This is a genomic window from Pseudomonas sp. NCHU5216, from assembly GCF_052156495.1.
GTDB lineage: Bacteria > Pseudomonadota > Gammaproteobacteria > Pseudomonadales > Pseudomonadaceae > Aquipseudomonas.
In genome coordinates, this window is the sequence record NZ_JBQLIX010000066.1 from 1 (window position 1) to 18068 (window position 18068).

At 63.6% G+C, this 18068-nt stretch carries 19 protein-coding genes; 9 read left to right on the forward strand and 10 right to left on the reverse strand.

Annotated features, from left to right (window positions below; translation table 11 throughout):
• Nucleotides 1-355: 355 nt before the first annotated feature.
• From ACSVIK_RS25205 to ACSVIK_RS25220, 4 genes are all read right to left on the reverse strand, one after another.
• Nucleotides 356-814 (reverse strand): DUF2846 domain-containing protein, encoded by a 459-nt coding sequence (locus ACSVIK_RS25205; RefSeq protein WP_442446872.1) that lies wholly within the window; start codon nucleotides 812-814, stop codon nucleotides 356-358.
• A 220-nt stretch (nucleotides 815-1034) separates the two neighbouring features.
• Nucleotides 1035-1592 carry a hypothetical protein gene (locus ACSVIK_RS25210; RefSeq protein WP_442446873.1) on the reverse strand — a complete coding sequence of 186 codons (558 nt, stop codon included), beginning with the start codon at nucleotides 1590-1592 and terminating at the stop codon, nucleotides 1035-1037.
• A gap of 71 nt (nucleotides 1593-1663) precedes the next feature.
• Complete coding sequence (locus ACSVIK_RS25215; RefSeq protein ID WP_442446874.1) at nucleotides 1664-2857, reverse strand: MFS transporter; 1194 nt, start codon at nucleotides 2855-2857, stop codon at nucleotides 1664-1666.
• A 76-nt stretch (nucleotides 2858-2933) separates the two neighbouring features.
• The gene (locus ACSVIK_RS25220) at nucleotides 2934-3857 is read right to left on the reverse strand and encodes a LysR substrate-binding domain-containing protein (protein ID WP_442446875.1); all 924 of its coding nucleotides are present in this window, start codon (nucleotides 3855-3857) and stop codon (nucleotides 2934-2936) included.
• 221 nt (nucleotides 3858-4078) lie between these two features.
• Here ACSVIK_RS25220 and ACSVIK_RS25225 point away from each other — a divergent pair, with 221 nt between their 5' ends.
• Nucleotides 4079-5128 (forward strand): SDR family oxidoreductase, encoded by a 1050-nt coding sequence (locus tag ACSVIK_RS25225; RefSeq protein ID WP_442446876.1) that lies wholly within the window; start codon nucleotides 4079-4081, stop codon nucleotides 5126-5128.
• Between the two features lie 47 nt (nucleotides 5129-5175).
• A complete protein-coding gene (locus ACSVIK_RS25230) occupies nucleotides 5176-6486 on the forward strand; it encodes an NTP/NDP exchange transporter (protein WP_442446877.1) in 1311 nt (436 codons plus the stop codon).
• Between the two features lie 12 nt (nucleotides 6487-6498).
• Here ACSVIK_RS25230 and ACSVIK_RS25235 read toward each other — a convergent pair whose 3' ends face one another.
• Nucleotides 6499-7200, reverse strand: coding sequence for a glutathione S-transferase N-terminal domain-containing protein (locus ACSVIK_RS25235; RefSeq protein ID WP_442446878.1), 702 nt, complete (start codon nucleotides 7198-7200; stop codon nucleotides 6499-6501).
• A gap of 113 nt (nucleotides 7201-7313) precedes the next feature.
• On the opposite strand from ACSVIK_RS25235, the gene ACSVIK_RS25240 reads away from it, so the two are divergent.
• Entirely contained in the window at nucleotides 7314-7751 is a 438-nt protein-coding gene (locus tag ACSVIK_RS25240; RefSeq protein WP_442446879.1) for an HIT family protein, read from the forward strand.
• 33 nt (nucleotides 7752-7784) lie between these two features.
• Here the strand turns inward: ACSVIK_RS25240 and ACSVIK_RS25245 are convergent, their stop codons facing one another.
• Nucleotides 7785-8051 carry a DUF2790 domain-containing protein gene (locus tag ACSVIK_RS25245; RefSeq protein WP_277372596.1) on the reverse strand — a complete coding sequence of 89 codons (267 nt, stop codon included), beginning with the start codon at nucleotides 8049-8051 and terminating at the stop codon, nucleotides 7785-7787.
• A 187-nt stretch (nucleotides 8052-8238) separates the two neighbouring features.
• Between ACSVIK_RS25245 and ACSVIK_RS25250 the strand changes: the two genes are divergently transcribed.
• Nucleotides 8239-8673 carry a 3-isopropylmalate dehydratase gene (locus ACSVIK_RS25250; protein ID WP_442446880.1) on the forward strand — a complete coding sequence of 145 codons (435 nt, stop codon included), beginning with the start codon at nucleotides 8239-8241 and terminating at the stop codon, nucleotides 8671-8673.
• A 30-nt stretch (nucleotides 8674-8703) separates the two neighbouring features.
• Here the strand turns inward: ACSVIK_RS25250 and ACSVIK_RS25255 are convergent, their stop codons facing one another.
• Nucleotides 8704-9606 carry a LysR family transcriptional regulator gene (locus ACSVIK_RS25255; protein ID WP_442446881.1) on the reverse strand — a complete coding sequence of 301 codons (903 nt, stop codon included), beginning with the start codon at nucleotides 9604-9606 and terminating at the stop codon, nucleotides 8704-8706.
• Nucleotides 9607-9726: 120 nt separating this feature from the next.
• On the opposite strand from ACSVIK_RS25255, the gene ACSVIK_RS25260 reads away from it, so the two are divergent.
• Nucleotides 9727-10485, forward strand: a complete 759-nt coding sequence (locus ACSVIK_RS25260) for an SDR family NAD(P)-dependent oxidoreductase (protein ID WP_277372594.1) — start codon at nucleotides 9727-9729, stop codon at nucleotides 10483-10485.
• An 81-nt stretch (nucleotides 10486-10566) separates the two neighbouring features.
• Nucleotides 10567-11835 carry an FAD-dependent oxidoreductase gene (locus tag ACSVIK_RS25265; RefSeq protein ID WP_442446882.1) on the forward strand — a complete coding sequence of 423 codons (1269 nt, stop codon included), beginning with the start codon at nucleotides 10567-10569 and terminating at the stop codon, nucleotides 11833-11835.
• Between the two features lie 36 nt (nucleotides 11836-11871).
• Here ACSVIK_RS25265 and ACSVIK_RS25270 read toward each other — a convergent pair whose 3' ends face one another.
• Together ACSVIK_RS25270 and ACSVIK_RS25275 are read right to left on the reverse strand one after the other, a co-directional pair.
• Nucleotides 11872-12603 (reverse strand): substrate-binding periplasmic protein, encoded by a 732-nt coding sequence (locus tag ACSVIK_RS25270; protein ID WP_442446883.1) that lies wholly within the window; start codon nucleotides 12601-12603, stop codon nucleotides 11872-11874.
• Between the two features lie 35 nt (nucleotides 12604-12638).
• A complete protein-coding gene (locus ACSVIK_RS25275) occupies nucleotides 12639-14249 on the reverse strand; it encodes an FMN-binding glutamate synthase family protein (protein ID WP_442446884.1) in 1611 nt (536 codons plus the stop codon).
• Nucleotides 14250-14484: 235 nt separating this feature from the next.
• On the opposite strand from ACSVIK_RS25275, the gene ACSVIK_RS25280 reads away from it, so the two are divergent.
• The 3 genes from ACSVIK_RS25280 to ACSVIK_RS25290 all read left to right on the forward strand — a co-directional run bounded on the left by ACSVIK_RS25280 (nucleotide 14485) and on the right by ACSVIK_RS25290 (nucleotide 16508).
• Complete coding sequence (locus ACSVIK_RS25280) at nucleotides 14485-15606, forward strand: beta-ketoacyl-ACP synthase III (protein WP_442446888.1); 1122 nt, start codon at nucleotides 14485-14487, stop codon at nucleotides 15604-15606.
• Nucleotides 15607-15678: 72 nt separating this feature from the next.
• Nucleotides 15679-16281, forward strand: coding sequence for an RNA polymerase sigma factor (locus ACSVIK_RS25285; RefSeq protein WP_442446885.1), 603 nt, complete (start codon nucleotides 15679-15681; stop codon nucleotides 16279-16281).
• A complete protein-coding gene (locus ACSVIK_RS25290) occupies nucleotides 16275-16508 on the forward strand; it encodes an anti-sigma factor family protein (RefSeq protein ID WP_442446886.1) in 234 nt (77 codons plus the stop codon). Before ACSVIK_RS25285 ends, ACSVIK_RS25290 begins: the two co-directional genes overlap by 7 nt.
• Nucleotides 16509-16810: 302 nt before the next feature.
• Here ACSVIK_RS25290 and ACSVIK_RS25295 read toward each other — a convergent pair whose 3' ends face one another.
• On the reverse strand, nucleotides 16811-17923 hold the full coding sequence (locus ACSVIK_RS25295) for a hypothetical protein (protein WP_442446887.1): 1113 nt from the start codon (nucleotides 17921-17923) through the stop codon (nucleotides 16811-16813).
• Nucleotides 17924-18068: the final 145 nt, after the last annotated feature.

The window sequence follows — 18068 nt, forward strand, 5'->3', positions numbered from 1 at the left end:
CTACCGCACTCGTGGTGGACGTGGTGGCGCGCCTTGGTGGCGGGTCGCGCCGCCTGGGCCCCGGCCGGCCCCCGCGGGGCGGGCCTCTGGAGCGACGATGGAGTGAGCGAACCCTCGCGTAGCGAGGGCCGGATGAAAGGGCGGAGGTTTTGGTTACTTTTGCGCCAAAAGTGACTCGCCCGGGAGGGCGAAACCAAGAACATCAGCAAAAACGCGGCTATTTGGAACAGACACAAGAATAGCTAACACCGTATTGCCAGTCCGGCGTCAATAATGATTTCCCCGAGATTCCGCGAAGAACCTGAAAGAAGCCCTGGCATCTTTCTATGTCGGGGCTCGGCCTTCCTGCTCCGTCTTATTTGGAGCAGGTACCTTGGCGGGCCAACTCCAGTTTTGCCACGTCTTCCTTGCCTTCCTTCTCGTCGACCAGTTCCAGGTTGGCGCCGCCGACGAATACGCCCATCTTGATGTACTGCTTAATGAAGTAGTTCTTGCCGCTTTCGGTCTTGACCAGCAGGTCGTTGGGGGAGAACTCGGATTCGGTGGAAATCTTGTGCTCCATGTCGCCCTTGACCTGCTCGTAGAAGAAGATCTTTGGAGCGGACTCGCCGATGCATTTGTCATCGACCCAGATGTCTTTCTTCAGCGAGGCACCTACGCCCGAGTTGCGGTAGATGTACAGGCCGGCATTGCCCGGCGCAGGGTCTGCAAAGCGCTTGGCGTCGGCAGAGACGTTCTTGTCTTCCATGGGAACCGAGGCGCACCCGGCTAGCAGTGATGAGGCAAAGGCTGCCAGGGCCAGTTTCTTCAGCATGATGACTCCGAATTTCGAGAGAGAATGACGGTGGCGCGGCGGGAGTGTTGGTCTGATTTCCAGCCTTACCGAGCGGTCGGATCACGGACTGGGCGGGGCTCGAAGGAAAGGTGACTGCCTTTGCACCTCGTTGCGTATGCTCGAATTCCGTTTCCTTGATGGCTTATTGCCATGCGGGAGAGGCGATAGCCTGTTGCCTGATCCCGGGCAAGAGTACTCGTTACTTCAGGCGATAGCGCATCAGATCGTCATGATTCAGCAGGCGAATGCGCCCCTCCGGCACCTGCTCGATGGCTTCGGCCAGGCTGGTGTTCACGCCCATTTCGCGGAAGTAGCTGGCCGGGCTGATGAAAGCGCGTGGGCCGGCCGTCTGGGCCAGTGCCGAGTCGCCATTGGCGAAGGGGGGGCGGCGCAGGGCCACGGCGCCCTTGATCGTGCGTTTCTTGCCCGCCGCCAGCAGGTAGATGCAACTGCCTTGGCACAGACCGTCGGACGGCACCAGCACCTCGAAGCCGGTTTCACGCAGCAGGCGCCCCATGCGCATGGCTTCCGGCGCGCTGCCGCCAAGGCTGTCGAGCAAGACGATCTTGCGCGCGAAGCTGCCTGGATTGGCACGTAGCCCCTTGAGCAGGGCTTCGTAATCGCCGGGCACTATCTCTTCGGAAACCTTCGCCGCCAACAGCCCGTCGTGGGCTTCGACGGTCACCTTGGCCTGGGCGTGCAGTGAGGTGAGAAGGGCGGTGCCGATCAGGCTGAGGCGCAGAAACTGGGCAATCATCGAATGGGTCATGGCGGTGGCTGGGGAGGCAGAAGATACCTGCGCGCGCACCGTCATGCACCTCTGGACTGTCAGTGCGTTGCGTGTTGCACGCGCCAGGCCCAGGCGAACAGCGCCAGGCCGCCGATGGCAGTGGCGGCGCCGATGTAGCCGGTGACCGTCCAGCCCATGCCAGCGCTGATGGCCAGGCCGCCGAGCCAGGGGCCGAGGGCGTTGGCGACGTTGAAGGCGGCATGGTTGGAGGCGGCCGCCAGGGTCTGGGCGCCGCTGGCGACGTCCATCAGGTGAGTCTGTACGGCCGGAGCCAATGCGATCATGGTGCCGAGGGCGAAGATCGCCGGCAGGATGCTCCACAGGCTGTGCGCGGCGAATGGGAAGACCAGCAGCACCAGGGTGCTCCAGGCCAGGATCCAGGCCACCGCACGCAGGCGTAGGCGATCGAACAGCCAGCCGCCGGCGCTGTTGCCGACGATGCAACCGGCGCCGAACACAGCCATGGCCAGGGGAATCCAGCCAGGGCCGACCAGGGTGACGTGAAGCAGGGTCGGCGCCATGTAACTGAACACGCAGAACATCCCGGCGAAGCCGATGGCGCCGATGCCCAGGGCCAGCCAGATCGGCGCGCGATTGAAGGCGCGCAGCTCGCCTGCCGGGCTGCTGCGCTGCTCGTTGGGATCGGCCGGCAGGAAGATCGCCACCATGGCGATGGTGGTCAGGGCGATCACTCCGACCAGAGCGAAGGCGTAGCGCCAGCTCATGAACTGGCCGAGCCAGGTGGCCAGCGGGTTGCCGATCAGAATGGCCACTGTGAGGCCGGCCAGTACCCGGCTGACCGCCTTGGCGCGTTTGTGCGGCGCAGCCATGGACGCGGCCACCAGCATGGCGACGCCGAAATAGGCACCGTGCGGCAAGCCGGCGATGAAGCGGAAGATCAGCAGCGGCTCGTAACTCGGCGCCACGGCGCTGGCGAAGTTGCCGAGGGCGAAGCAGCCCATCAGCAGCAGAAGCAGGATGCGCCTTGGCAGGCGTGCGCCGAGCAGGGCCAGCAGCGGCGCGCCGACCACCACGCCGAGGGCGTAGGCGCTGATCAGATGGCCGACCTGGGGTTCGCTGACGCCCAGGCTCTGAGCCACGTTGGGCATCAGGCCCATGATGGCGAACTCGCCGGTGCCGATGGCGAAGCCGCCGAGGGCCAGGGCGAGCTGAATGAGCAGGATCGCACCAGGCGACAGCGAGGTCGCGGCGCAGGGAGCAGGGTGGCTCATGGAAAACCTTGGATTGGGTGGAGCGGGGCGCCCGATTATATTCTCCCAGTGCCTTGCTTGGGTATTGGCGGCCGCTCTATTTCGGGCTTTGTGACGAATGGTCGAGGCTGTTCTGCGCCTTCACGTAGTCAACGAAGGCGCGCAGCGGCGCTGGCACGTGACGCCGGCTGTGGTAGTACAGATAGGGGCCCTCGAAGTATTGCCACCAGTCGTGCAGGAGGGGTTGCAACTGGCCACTGGTGAGATGCGCTGCAATGTATTCCTCGAAAGTGTAGAGGATGCCATGACCGGCACAGGCCGCGGCGATCAGCAGATCCTGCGAGGAACTGACCAGGCGACCCTCGGGCGCGATGCGCAAGGTGCGTCCTGCCTGCTCGAACTCCCACACGCCCAGCTTGCCGCTGGCGAAGCGGTAGCCGAGCAGGCGGTGCTCGCTCAGTTCGCTGGGGTGCTGCGGCGTGCCGTGGCGCTGCAGATAGCTGGGTGCGGCGACTGCCATGAAGCGCTGCCGACGCGGCCCGATGGGAATGGCGATCATGTCCTTGGCCAGACTTTCCTCGTAGCGAATGCCGGCGTCGTAACCGGCACCGATCACGTCGATGAAGGTATTGTCCATGTTCACTTCCAGCGCAATGCCGGGGTAACGCGCGAGAAAGCCGTCCAGCAGGTGCGGCAGGATATGCCGCGCGATGACCCCCGGCACGTGCAGGCGCAACGAGCCGACCGGATGCTGCGGGTCTTCCTGCAGGTCGTTGAGTGCGGCGTTGATCTCGTCCAGCGCCGGACGCAGGCGTTCCAGCAGCCGCGCGCCGATTTCCGTTGGCGTCAGGCCGCGCGTGGTGCGGTTGAGCAGGCGCACGCCCAGCTCCTTCTCCAGGCGCCGCACGCAATCGCTCAGTGACGAGGCCGACATGCCACGGCGTTGCGCCGCGACGCGGAAGCCACCGGCCTCGACCACGGCGGCGAACAGGGCGATATCGGAGAGGTTCGGTTGGCGCATGGGCGGCGGCCAGGCTATGGCGAAGCCCTGGATGATGCGGCGTCGTGGCGGGTTTGCCAATCCTGAAGGGCGCGCGCCTTTGACACACCGGGTAACTGTCCGCCTGGCCGTATACGCTGTTCGGCTTTGGACGGCTTATCGTACAGGCCGTCTGCCCGCACCCTATGTCCTGTAGCTGCGCCTGTCTGGCGCATCGAGTCAACGGACACGAGGAAGCGGTGATGAAAAAGAAAATTGCACCAGGCCAGGGCCATACGCGTCGTGATGCCCTGAAGTTGTTCGGCATGATGGGTGGCGGCCTGGCGCTGCATGGCTTGCTGGGCGGCATGCCCTCGGTGGCCTGGGCCGATGTGGCGCCGGACTGGCAGGCCAGTGACATGCCGTCGCTGAGCGGCAAGCGCATGTTGGTCACCGGCGGCAGCAGCGGCATGGGCTTCGAGGATGCCCTGGCGCTGAGCCGGGCGGGCGCGCAGGTGATCATCGCCGCCCGCAATGCGCAGCGCGGCGCCGAGAGCCTCGAGCGCATCCGGGCTCAGGTGCCGGATGCGCGCCTGCGTTTCGAGCAGGTGGATCTGGCTGACCTGGCCTCGGTACGCAACCTCGCCCAGCGTCTGAACGATGAGAACGATGCGCTGGATGTACTGATCAACAACGCCGCGATCATGGCGCCGCCGCAGCGCGGCGTGTCCCGGGATGGTTTCGAGCTGCAACTGGCCACCAACTTTCTCGGCCACTTCGCCCTGACCGGTCTGCTCCTGCCATCGCTGCGTCAGTCGCCTGATCCTCGCGTGGTGACGCTGGCGAGCATCGCCGTGAACCGTGGCAGTATCAATTTCGATGATCTGCAGTCGGAGAACAATTACAACCCCTATGCAGCCTATGCCCAGTCGAAACTGGCCTGCTTGATGATGGCGTTCGAGCTGCAGCGGCGCAGTCAGGCCAATGGCTGGGGCATTCGCAGTATCGCCGCGCACCCAGGGGTTGCCGTCACCGAGCTGGTCGAGCGTGGGCCTGGGTTGCAGAGCGAGTTCGGCCGCCAATGGGCGGAGGATCGCGAGGCTTACCACTCTGCCGCGCAGGGGGCGCTGTCGTCGCTGTTCGCGGCAACGGCTGCCGAAGCCGAGGGCGGCCGTTATTACGGGCCCACCGGCGAAGAGGAAAAACGCGGCCCGCTTGGCTTGGCCAGGGTACCGGCTGCGGCAGGGGACGCCGAGGACGCGGCGCGCCTGTGGTCGGTGGCCGAGCGCCTGACGGGCGTTCGCTACGGCTGAGTCATTACCCGTGCGCCAGGTGGGCGCGCCCCTTCGAGGAATTTTCCATGTCATCGTCAACCCTGTTGCAGCGCGTGGCCCTGGCCATCAACGCGCAGCGCGGCGAGCTGTGGCCAGCCCTGGCCGGCTTCGCCCTGTTCTTCTGCCTGTTCTCGGGTTATTTCATGCTGCGGCCGATCCGCGAGGCCATGGGCATCGTCTCCGGGGTGGAGAATCTGCAGTGGCTGTTCACCGCTACCTTCGTGGTCATGCTGGTGGCGGTGCCCTTGTTCGCCTGGTTGAGTTCGCGGGTGCCGCGGATTCATTTCATCGACTGGGTGTATGGCTTCTTCACCCTCAACCTGGCGTTGTTCGCCCTGGCGTTCTTCTCGGCGGCTGAGAGCCTGTGGCTGGCGCGCAGCTTCTACGTGTGGATCTCGGTCTACAACCTGTTCGTCGTGTCGGTGGCCTGGAGCCTGATGGCCGACGTGTTCGACAGCGAGCAGGCCAAGCGGCTGTTCGCCTTCATCGCTGCCGGTGCCAGTGTCGGTGGCCTGGTCGGGCCGGCGCTGAGTGCGTCGCTGGTCGGACTGCTCGGGCAGAGCGGCCTGATCCTGCTGGCCGCCGTGCTGCTGGCCGTGGCGCTGTCGCTCAAGCAGGTGCTGATGCGCTGGCGCGAGCAGGGTGGGGCGGGGCGGGCTGGCGCGGTGCAGGCGGAAAGCCCGCGGCGCCCGGTGCCGGGCAATCCGTTCAGTGGCTTGCTGCGGGTGCTGGCTTCGCCCTACCTGCTGGGCATCGCCGGGTTCGTCATCCTGCTGGCCACGGCCAGTACCTTTCTCTACTTCGAGCAGGCGCGCCTGGTGGCCGAGCTGTTTCCGCAGCGCGCCGATCAGGTGCGCGTATTCGGCATGATCGATTTCATCGTGCAGGGCGGCGCGCTGGTCGCCCAGGTGTTCATCACCGGGCGTATCGCCAGGCGTATGGGGGTGAGGGTGTTGCTGGCCTGCGTACCACTGTTGGTATGCATCGGCTTCATCGGCCTGCTGCTGATGCCGACCTTCGCCATGCTGGCGGCGCTGATGATCGTGCGGCGTATCGGCGAGTATGCCTTCGTGAGGCCGGGGCGAGAGATGCTCTTCGCGCCGCTGGATGCCGAAAGCAAGTACAAGGCGAAGAACTTCATCGACACCGTGGTCTACCGCGCAGGTGATGCCATCAGTGGCTGGTTCAAGAGCCTGCTGGACATGCTTGGCCAGGGTGCCTGGTTGGTGGCGCTGGTAGGTGCAGCCAGCGCAGCGCTGTGGGGGCTGCTTGGCTGGTACCTGGGCAGCCAGGCGGATCGCAAGGCGACCGAGCAGCGACTGCTGGCGACCCCATAACAGGCCGTTTGCTCAGTCGCGTGCCGGCGTGTTCAAGCCACGCTTTACCGCCGGGCGCGCGAGGAAGGCATCGAGCACACGAGCGACGTTGCCGAAGCGCTCGAACTGCACCAGTTCGTCGGCTCCGTAGAAGTCTACCAGGCAGCGTACCCAGGGCAGCACGGCGATGTCGGCGATGCTGTAGTCGCCCATGATCCAGTCGCGGCCCTGCAGGCGCTGGTCGAGCACGCCGAGCAGGCGCGCGGATTCGGCCACGTAGCGATCACGCGGGCGTTTGTCCTCGTATTCGGCGCCGGCGAACTTGTGGAAGAAACCGAGCTGGCCGAACATCGGCCCGACCGCGCCCATCTGCCACATCAGCCATTGCAGGGTTTCGTAGCGCGCCGCCGGTTCCTCGGCGAGCAACTGCCCGCTCTTCTCCGCCAGGTAGACGAGGATGGCGCCGGACTCGAACAGTGCCAGCGCCTGACCATTCGGCCCATTGGGGTCGAGGATGGCGGGAATCTTATTGTTCGGCGTCAACGAGAGGAATTCCGGGCTGAACTGTTCGTTGTGCTCGAAGCTGACCAGGTGCGGCTCGTAGGGCAGGCCGATCTCCTCGAGCATGATCGACACCTTGACCCCGTTGGGCGTTGGCAGCGAATAGAGCTGCAGGCGTTCGGGATCGGTTGCCGGCCATTTGTGGGTGATGGGGTAACTGGAAAGATCGGTCATGGGGGTTCCTTTCGCGGGGCGTTCAAGGTTCGCGGCAAGTGACGGGTCGGTTTCCATCAGAGGCCTGGCCGGGTTATGTTGCGTCCCTCGCATACAGCACAGGGAGCGCCTTCATGAGCCTGATGGGCCAGTACGATTCCGACAACATCTTCGCCAAGATCATTCGTGGCGAAGCACCTTGCTACAAGATCTATGAGGACGAAGATGTCCTGGCGTTCCTCGATCTGTTCCCGCAGTCCTATGGCCATAGCCTGGTGATCCCCAAGCGCGCCACGGCGCGCAACATCCTGGAGATCGATACGGACAACCTGGCCAAGATCATGGCCGCGGTGCAGAAGGTCGCCCGTGCCCTGGTGGACGAACTGCAGCCGGCGGGTGTGCAGGTGGCGCAGTTCAATGGCGCGCCGGCCGGGCAGACCGTGTTCCACATCCACATGCACGTGATTCCGCGTTTCGAGGGCGAGGGGCTCGGTATTCACGCCGCCAACAAGGCCGATCCGGCCGAGCTGGAGAAGCTTCAGGCGCGCCTGAGTCAGCGCCTGCAGGGATGATGGGCGAGGGCGCCGGCCGCGGCGCCACTCGGCTCAACCTTGCTGGCTGGTCTTGCCGCCCCATTCGAGGAAACGCACCTTGTGCAGTTCGCCCTGGCTGTCGCGGTACACCATGATGGTCGGCACCACGCCACTCTTGTTGGAGTTGTCGGTGCGTTCGAGCACGCTGGCGATATCCAGTTGCATGCCGTAGTGGTAGTTCTCCACGGCCAGCCCATGGCCGGCCTTGCCGGTGTCATCGGCGAACGCCATGGGAGCCAGGCTGGAAATGACGGCGGAAACGAAAGTGGCAATTTTCATCGGTGTTTCTCCATGGGTTGACCTGCACCCAGTGGTGCAGTGGCTAGGTTTCCGATGAAACCACTCGGCGCCGTCTGGCTGAAATCGAAGCCCTTGCTAGTGGGCATCATCCAGATCGATGAAACTTGCTCAAGGCATTGATCACGCCAATACTCATGGCGCACTCGAGACGCCCACGGAGGGCTACATGCGTTCGTTCCTTTTCGCTGTACCGTTGTTGCTGATGGCTGGTTGCTCCTCGTTTCGCGCCGATCCCGAGCACGTTCGTGCGGTGCCGCAGGATCGCCTGCTGGCCTTCCAGGAGGCCGAGGCGAGTAGCGCGCACATCGTGGTCACGCGTGACTTCGGCCTGATGGGGGGCGGCTGTTACGTCGCCATCGAGGTGGATCGTAAGGTTGCCGCGCGCATCGGTGTGGGGGAGGAGGCGAGCTTCCAGGTGCCGCCGGGCAGGCATATCGTCGGCATCACCCCGGATCGCATGGACGATACCCTGTGCGGCATGGGGCGCCTGCTGCGCGAGGTCGCCGTGCCGCTCGAGGCCGGGCAAACCCAGCATCTGCGCATCGTCAGCCAGAACAGGGGCGGCTTCGACATTCTGCTGGATGATCCCAGCCAGCGCTGATAGCGGAGATCCTTCGCTCAGGTCGAAGAGCTAGTGCTCGAACTCTTCGGCCATGAGCGCTTCCAGCCAGTCCATGAAGGCGCGTACTCGCCGTGGCAGGTGCGCCCCGTGTGGATGCAGCAGATGCACCGGCATCGGCGCTGCCACCCAGTCGTCCAACAGACGGAGCAGACGCCCACTCTGCAGGTGGCTGCGCATGCCGATCAAGGGTGCCTGGATGATGCCCAGGCCACCCAGGCAAGCGCCCTCGTAAGCGTCGATATTGTTCACCGTGACCCGCCCGGCCATGGCCAGGCGATGCAGCTTGCCGTTGCGCAGGTACTCGAAACCCTCAGGCCGGGTGCCGAAGGCAGTGACGTAGTGGATCAGGCTGTGCTGGGCGAGGTCGTCCAGGCTTTCGGGGGTGCCATGCGCGGCCAGGTAGGCCGGGCTGGCGCAGTTGACCATCGAGAGTTGGCCCAGGCAGCGTGCCACCAGGCTGTCGTCATCGACGGCACCGATGCGCAATACGCAGTCGAAGCCTTCGCGCAAGGGCTCTACGCGTCGGTCGCTGCACCCCAGTTCGATCTCCAGGGCCGGGTGTGGGGCGAGAAACTCCTGCAGGCGTGGCGCTACCAGGCGCCGAGCGATTTCCGTGGGCATGTCCACCCGCAGGCGTCCGCTCAGCCCCAGGGTTTCATGACGAAACATATGCTCCAGCTCGTCCATCTGCGCCAGCAGTTCACGGCCGCGTTGGTAGAGCGCCTGGCCGTCCTGGGTCGGGCGCACCCGGCGCGTGGTGCGGTGCAGCAGGCGGGCATCGAGCAGGCGTTCCAGGTCGCGAACCTGTTCCGACACGGTCGAGCGCGGCAACCCCAGGCTTTCGGCAGCCTGGGTGAAACTGCTCAGTTCGGTGACGCGCTGAAAGGTGCGCAGCAGTTCCAGCTTGTTCATCAAGGCAGCCCTCATTGTTCGCTGATGACGATCAGTATTTCCGGATTTGCTGGATTTATCACCATCCACGCCAGCAATAACCTGTGAGCGAACCTCATCAATCACCCCAGGAGATTGCTCATGACTCGCAAGATCGCACTCATCACCGGCGCCAGCCGTGGCCTTGGCCGCAGTGCTGCGCTGCACCTGGCCGCACAGGGCGTGGACATCATCGGCACCTATCGTAGCCAGGCCGACGAAGCACAGCAGTTGGTTCAGGAGATCGAAGCGCAGGGCGGCCGCGCCCTGATGCTGCAACTGGACGTCAGTGACAGCAGCCGCTTCGCCGCTTTCGCCGAGCGCGTCGCCCAGGGCCTGCGCGACACCTTCGCCAGCGAGCGTTTCGACTTTCTCATCAACAACGCCGGCATCGGCATTCATGCCGCGTGCAGTGACACCAGCGAGCAGCAGTTCGACGCGTTGCTGAACGTCCAGCTCAAGGGGCCGTTCTTCCTCACCCAGCGCCTGTTGCCGTTGCTGGCCGACGGCGGACGCATCGTCAATGTCTCCAGCGGCCTGGCCCGTTTCACGCTGCCGGGCTACGGCGCCTATGCGGCGATGAAGGGCGGCGTCGAGGTGTGGACGCGCTATCTGGCCAAGGAGCTGGGGCCACGTGGCATCAGCGCCAACGTGCTGGCACCCGGTGCCATCGAGACCGACTTCGGCCAGGGTGTGGTGCGCGACAATGCCGAGGTCAATGCCTTCCTCGCCAGTAACACGGCGCTGGGGCGGGTCGGTTTGCCCGATGATATCGGCGCCGCCTTCGCATTGCTGCTCAGCGATGCCGGGCGCTGGATCAATGGGCAGCGCATCGAGGCGTCAGGCGGCATGTTCCTCTGATTCGCCTGGCCGGCGTCGCAGTCTCACGGTCAGGTGCCGTTGCGCTTACAATCGGTGGGTCTGCACAGGGAGGCCGAGCCGATGGGATTACCGATAGCGATAGTGGGGGCGGGGACGGCTGGCCTGGCCAGTGCCATCTTCCTCGCCCGCCAGGGCTACAGCGTTCGCCTGCTGGAGCGGGTCGAGCATCTGCAACCGGTGGGCGCCGGCATCCTGCTGCAGCCTTCCGGCCTGGCCGTGCTGCAGCGCCTCGGCCTGCTCGCCGAATGCACCGCACTGGGGGCACCGATCAGCCGCCTGTATGGCACCAGTGGCCAGGGCCGCACCATTCTCGATACCCGCTATCACCACTGGCAGCCAGGCAGCTATGGTCTCGGCATTCACCGTGGCGTCCTGATGACGGCATTGCTCAACGCGGCGCAACGGGCCGGCGTGCAGGTGGAAAGCGGCATCAATGTCACGCGATTCCAGCAGAGTGCCACGCACGTTCGCCTGCTGGGTGAAGATGAACGACCTCTGGGTGATTTCGCCGCACTGATCCTGGCCGACGGCACACGTTCGACCCTGCGTGCACAGATGCAGGTTCGGCAGTGGGTGCGGCCTTATCCCTGGGGCGCGTTGTGGAGCATGCTGCCGATGCCCTCGGGGCTGGAATCCCATGAGCTGCGCCAGTGGTATCGCGGCTGCCGCGAGATGTTCGGCCTGATGCCCAGCGGCTGTACCCACCAGGCGCGTGATAGCGCCCTCACCAGCCTGTTCTGGAGCCTGCCATTGAGCGAGCACGACGCCTGTCGCGAGGCGGGGCTCGACGCCTGGAAGACGCGGGTACGGGCGCTCGCCGGTGACACAGCCGAGCCTTATCTGCAGCAACTGCACGACCCCGCGCAACTGACCCTGGCCGCCTATGCCGACGTGCGCATGCAGCGCTGGCACGATAACCGCGTTCTGGCCATCGGTGACTGTGCCCATGCCATGAGCCCGCAACTGGGGCAGGGCGCCAACATGGCGCTGGTGGATGCCGCCGCGCTGGCCGACGTCCTGGGCGCGAGCGATACGAGCGCGCAGCAGGCGCTGGACTGGTCGGCCATTTTCAGCCGCTACAGCGACGCCCGCCGTGATCACCTGTGCTACTACCGCCAGGCCAGTCGCCTGCTGACGCCGCTGTTCCAATCCAACAGCAGTGTCCTGGCGGTGCTGCGCGATATTGCCCTGACACTTGCCCGGCACAACCGCTTCGGCCGCCAGCATGCCGTCAGCACCCTGGTGGGGGCGCGCAGTGGCTGGTTGTGGTCAGGTGGGCAGAAACGCGATCTGCATGTCTGGACGGGGGAGCGGCAGGCGTGGGAGTAATGGCTCCAGGCTGAGGCCTGTCGTGCGCAGCAGGCCTCAACGATAGCGCTGGAGGATGGCCTCGAACTCGCCGTCCTGCTTCATCTGCACCAGCGCCCGCAGCAATGCCTGGGTCGGCACGTCCGGGTCGTCGCGGACGATGCAGGAAATCAGGTCGGCACTGATCTGCGCGAGCGCATGCAGGCGTTTCTCCTGCGGCAGGTTGCGGTTGAACCAGTCCAGGCTGAGCTGGCTGCTGATCGCGTAGCGATAACGGCCCGCCTCGAGTTTTTCCAGGGCCAGCTCCTGCGTGCGGGCATCTTCGCGGTGTATGTCGCCGTTGCTCAGGAGCGGCTGCAGAGGGGGATAGCTGAAGCCCAGCACCGTGCCCAGGCGCTCGCCCCGTAGCCGTTCCAGGCTGAAGTCGGGGTCGGCCTCGCGCGCGACGATCAGGTCGCGCTGGGTCATGAACGGCAGGCTCCAGATGTACTGATGATGTGAGCTGTTGAGCCAGTCCGGGTTGATGTAGCAGCGCACGTCGATGCCGCCCGTGACCAGCAAGTGTTGGATGCGCAAGCGCGGCAGTACCAGCATCTGCGCGCGGCGGCCGACCTTCTGCGCGAGGCGCCTCTGCAGGTCGTAGACGATCCCGCTGGAGGCCTGGCCATCGACGATTTTCATCAACGGCATGGCCCAGCTTTCGGCCACCGAGAAACGCAGTGGCCGTTGCTCCTGTGCGAGAGCCGCCAGGCTGAGCAAGAGCGAAGAGGCGAGAAGCAGAAGGCGCATGCCACTGCCGCGCAGGGTAAGAGGGAGCACCCTGCTCAAGCCGGCGCTGGCTCGAAACTGTCTGCGCGCGCCATTTGCCACATGCGCTGATAGAACTCGCCGCTGATCTCGCCACTGAGCAGCTCACCCGGTGCAAGGAACACGTGTTGCTGGGCGAACAGCTTGATCTCGCTGGCCGACAAGCGCTGCACCAGGTGCTTGGCATCGATCTGCTCGGGGTGGGTGAGGCCGGCGGCGGCGAGCATCTCGGCCAGCGCCTTGAGCGTGTTGCGGTGGAAGTTGTGAACACGCCGGGCCTTGTCTTCCACCACCAGGGCGCGCTGGCGCAGCGGATCCTGAGTGGCCACGCCGGTGGGGCACTTGTTGGTGTGGCAGCTCTGCGACTGGATGCAACCGATGGCGAACATGAAACCGCGTGCCGAGTTGGCCCAATCGGCGCCGATGGCCATTACCCGGGCGATGTCGAAGGCGCTGACGATCTTGCCGCTGGCGCCGAGCCTGATCTTGTCGCGCAGATTGCTGCCGACCAGGGTGTTGTGCACGAACAACAGGCCTTCGCGCAGTGGCGCGCCGATATGGTCGGTGAACTCCAGCGGCGCGGCGCCGGTGCCGCCTTCCTTGCCGTCGACGACGATGAAGTCGGGGAGGATGCCGGTGGCCAGCATGGCCTTGACGATGCCCATGAACTCCCAGGGGTGGCCCAGGCAGAGTTTGAAACCCACAGGCTTGCCGCCCGACAGCTCGCGCAGTTGGGCGATGAACTGCAGCAGTTCGGTAGGCGTGGAAAAGGCGCTGTGGCTCGAGGGTGAGACGCAGTCCTCACCCATGGCTACGCCACGGGTGCTGGCGATTTCCGCAGTGATCTTGTGCTTGGGCAGGATGCCGCCGTGGCCCGGCTTGGCTCCCTGGCTGAGCTTGATCTCGATCATCTTCACCTGCGCCGTGCACGCCTGTTCGGCGAAGCGCTCGGGGTCGAAGTGACCGTCCTCGGTGCGGCAGCCGAAGTAACCGCTGCCCAGCTCCCACACCAGGTCGCCGCCGTGTTCGCGGTGGTAGGGGCTGATGCTGCCCTCGCCGGTGTCGTGATAGAAGTTGCCCAGCTTGGCGCCCTCGTTCAGCGCGCGAATGGCATTGGCGCTGAGCGAGCCGAAGCTCATCGCCGAGATATTGAACATCGATGCCGAATACGGCTGGCGGCACTGTGGCCCACCGATCTCCACGCGAAAGTCGTCTGGATCGCTCAGCGGGGCCGGGCGCATGGAATGGCTGATGAACTCGAAACCGTTCTGGTACACATCGTTCAGCGTACCGAAGGGCTTGTCGGCGCCCTGATCCTTGGCGCGGGCGTAGACCAGCGAACGCTGCGCGCGGGAAAACGGCAGTTGCTCGGCATCGCCTTCGAGCAGGTACTGGCGGATCTCCGGGCGGATGCCTTCGACCATATAGCGGATGTTGCCAAGGATCGGGTAGTTGCGCCTTACCGCGTGACGGGTCTGCAACAGATCGAAGATGCCGATCAGGCTGAGCACTGCGGTGACCAGGGTGAAAGGCCACAACCAGTCGTGACTCAGAAAGGGCAGGCTGGCCAGGGTGAACAGCACGCACAGGGCGAAGCATGCGTAACGACTGAGCAGGGACAGGGTCATGGAGCCTCCAGAGCTTGGCTGAAGCGCAGACTCTAGACTAAAACGTTATATGTGGTCATGTTCTGTCCTCGTAGACACTCTCAAGGGCTGAGGACGAAAGGCGTTGCGCTGTGGCACACTCAGTGGCCCGGAGCCAACCATCGCCAGAGCTTGGCCCACGTCCCCGATTTTCGGCCGGCGCGCCTGTCGCCGGCCTACTGCCTGAGGCCGCCCGCGGCCGAGAAGAGGAATGAGCGTGCATAACGTCGTGATCAGCGGTACTGGCCTCTACACCCCGGCCAACAGCATTTCCAACGAAGAGTTGGTGGCGTCCTTCAATGCTTACGTGCAGCAGTTCAACGCCGATAACGCCGAGGCCATCGCCCGTGGCGAGATGGAGGCGTTGAGCGAGTCCAGCACGGCCTTCATCGAGAAGGCCTCGGGCATCAAGAGCCGCTACGTCATCGACAAGGCCGGCATCCTCGACCCGCAGCGCATGGTGCCGCGTATCCCCGAGCGCTCCAACGAAGACTGGGGCATCCTCTGCGAGATGGCCGTGGGCGCTGCCAAGCAGGCGCTTGAGCGCGCCGGCAAGACCGTCGCCGATATCGACGGGGTGATAGTCGCTTGCTCCAACCTGCAGCGCGCCTACCCGGCGGTGGCCATCGAAGTGCAGGCCGCGCTGGGCATCGAGGGCTGGGGCTACGACATGAACGTGGCCTGCTCCTCGGCTACCTTCGGCATCCAGGCCGCGACCACCGCGATCCAGACCGGCCAGGCCCGCGCCATTCTCATGGTCAACCCGGAAATCTGCACCGGTCACCTCAACTTCCGCGACCGCGACAGCCATTTCATCTTCGGTGACGCCGCCACCGCGGTGATCATCGAGCGCGCCGACCAGGCCACCTCCAAGCACCAGTTCGACGTGGTCGGCACCAAGCTGCTGACCCAGTTCTCCAACAACATCCGCAACAACTTCGGCTTCCTCAACCGCGCGGCGGAAGAGGGCATCGGTGCCCGCGACAAGCTGTTCGTGCAGGAAGGCCGCAAGGTGTTCAGGGACGTCTGCCCGATGGTGGCCGACCTGATCGCCGGGCACCTGGCCGAGCACCAGCTCAACGTTGGCGACGTCAAGCGCTTCTGGCTGCACCAGGCCAACCTCAACATGAACCTGCTGATCGCCCGCAAGCTGCTCGGTCGCGATGCCGAACCGCACGAGGCGCCGGTGATCCTCGACACCTACGCCAACACCAGCTCGGCCGGTTCGGTGATCGCCCTGCACAAGAACCAGGATGATTTGCCTGCTGGTAGCCTGGGTGTTCTAAGCTCCTTCGGTGCCGGTTATTCCATCGGCAGTGTAATTTTGCGCAAGCGTTGAACTCTCTGTAGGAATGCCTAGTGCGCACGCAGAGTTCCAGCGTGCGCGCCAGGCCCTACCCATGGGAGTTCTATGTCCGATTCCGATCTCTTGGGCCGCCTGCTCGCTGGGGAGCAGAAGGCCTACCGCGAGCTGGTTGCTCGCTACCAGGGGGCGATGCGTGCGGTGGCCTATGCCATCGTTGGCAGCCGCCATGTCGACGAGGTGGTGCAGGATGCCTGGCTCGCCGTGGTGCGCAACCTGGCGGGCTTTCAGGGGCGCGCCAGCCTCAAGACCTGGCTGCTGACCATCACCGCCAATACTGCCAAGACCCGGCTCAAGCAGAGCCGCCGCGAAGTGCTGCTCGACGACCTGCCCGCCCCTCATGGCACGGTCGGCGACGAGCGTTTCGCCGATGACGGCCACTGGCTGCTGGCCCCCCATACCTGGCATCAGGACAGCCCCGACGCGCTGCTCACCGAAGACGAACTGCGCCAGTGCCTGGAACACACCCTGACCAGCCTGTCCGAGCTGCAGAGCAGCGTCCTGCTGCTGCGCGAGCGCCAGGGCCTGGAGTTGGAGGCGATCTGTAATCTTCTCGACATCTCGCTCTCCAATGTTCGTGTGCTGCTGCACCGGGCACGCCTGAAAGTCTTCGCCACCCTGGAACATTTCGAGGAGACGGGCCAATGCTGACTTGCAAGGAACTGGTCGCTCACTCCAGCGATTTTCTCGACGGCCAACTGACCTTGCGCCAGCGCCTGGCTGTGCGTGCCCACCTGGCCATGTGCGGCAATTGCCGACGCTTCATCCGCCAGATGAAACTGACCCAGGCGGTGATCCGGCAGATGCCCGAGGACGAACTACCCGAACTCGACGCCCTGGCCGAACGCCTGGCGCAGAACCGGCGTAATCAGGGGTGAGCGGCATTCTTGCTGAACGGCTCGGTTGCGTCCTCACGCGTAGGGTGGATGACGCTTTTTTCATCCACCGTTTGCTGTGGTTGTTTGGGCGACTTGCTGTCGGAACAGCACCGTAGGATGGGTAGAGCAACGCGAAACCCATCGAATTTCCCCCGGGTTTCGCTGCGCTCTACCCAGGCTACTTGCTGAATTTTCTTCAGCGTCGTCGACGGAAATAGGAGAGGCCAGTAGATTTTGCCCAACAGCCAACGTGCCCCATTCAGCAAATTTAAGCAAAGGGATGATAGTTAGCGTCATTACTTTCAAGCCGGACGACTCGGAGAAACATAAGGTTTTCTCCAGTTGAAACACTGAATATCACCAGACGGCTGGTGAAAAACCACCCAGTTGTCGCTCACCTCAATGGTGTTGGCGATGGTGCCGGCAGAGGCTTGCCATACTTCCTCACCAGTGAACTTGTCCCACGCGCGTGGACGGCGCTCTTCCAGACCAAAGATCAAATCTCCGTCAGTATCCGCGGCAAGCATCTCCCAGTTACTTTTTCGGCTCCAAAGCAATGAACCATCGGCTGTAGATAAACACAGCACATAACCAATGCTGCCGGCGTTACTCAGCACCAAAGTGTCTTTAGATGCACTAATGAAATGCGGAAACGCAAGGTTCTTATATTTCAAGCCGGCCAGCAGTACCTGCATAAACTCACTGTTGAAGTAGGCAAAATCGGCAACGACAACAAAGCTCTTCAGGTCAATAGCCAGAACATGATTACCTGCCAGCGCATATAGAGTGTCACCACATCGGGACACTGCCGCTTTCGGAGTATCATCAGGGAACTCACAATGTTCAAGCGTCACTTCCAGCTTTACAGTCTTTTCAGCAACTGAATAGACACAGAAGACCGATGAAGATAGCCGCATACCGTAAATCAATCCGTCAGCACAAGGCATGAAATATTGGATATCAATCTCAGCGTGGTCAACGACCTTGCCGCCTTCAATAATATCCAACCCCTGACTGTAGTCATTCCAACCATACGTACGGAAAACCTTCCCGCCATGGAATACAAAGCGGCCACTGCTCGCCCAGCCCGGATTGGCGACACCATTATATTCGCTGTAGAGCACTTGCCACTGGGTGACATCAATAAGCTCCGGCGCTTTCCCATAGATATGTAGCAAATTACCCATCAGAAACATCGGTCGCCATTGTGCCTCCACCTCTCTAACGAGCTGCGCAGGTTCGTCGTTCTCATACCCAGTGAACTGCTGCAAGTCAAACGCCTTAAAGTAACGCTTACCTTCGTCTGAGCCGTATTGCACATATAGCTGGTCGTTCCCCAGCGCGGCAGATACGACGCCCTCGAATTTCTGCGCAAAGCGAAACTTCGCTTTTTTTTCTGGAATACCTACCGCCATATCAGGTGCCCTCGTTGTCAGCGCCTCTATAAACCTTCAGCGAAAAGGGGACCAGCGAAAAGGGGACAGATTCTGAGGAATCCCCACAAATCTACTCCAGCGCCCGAGCTTGCCGGTGAACCTCGTCACGTAGCAATAGCTCCAT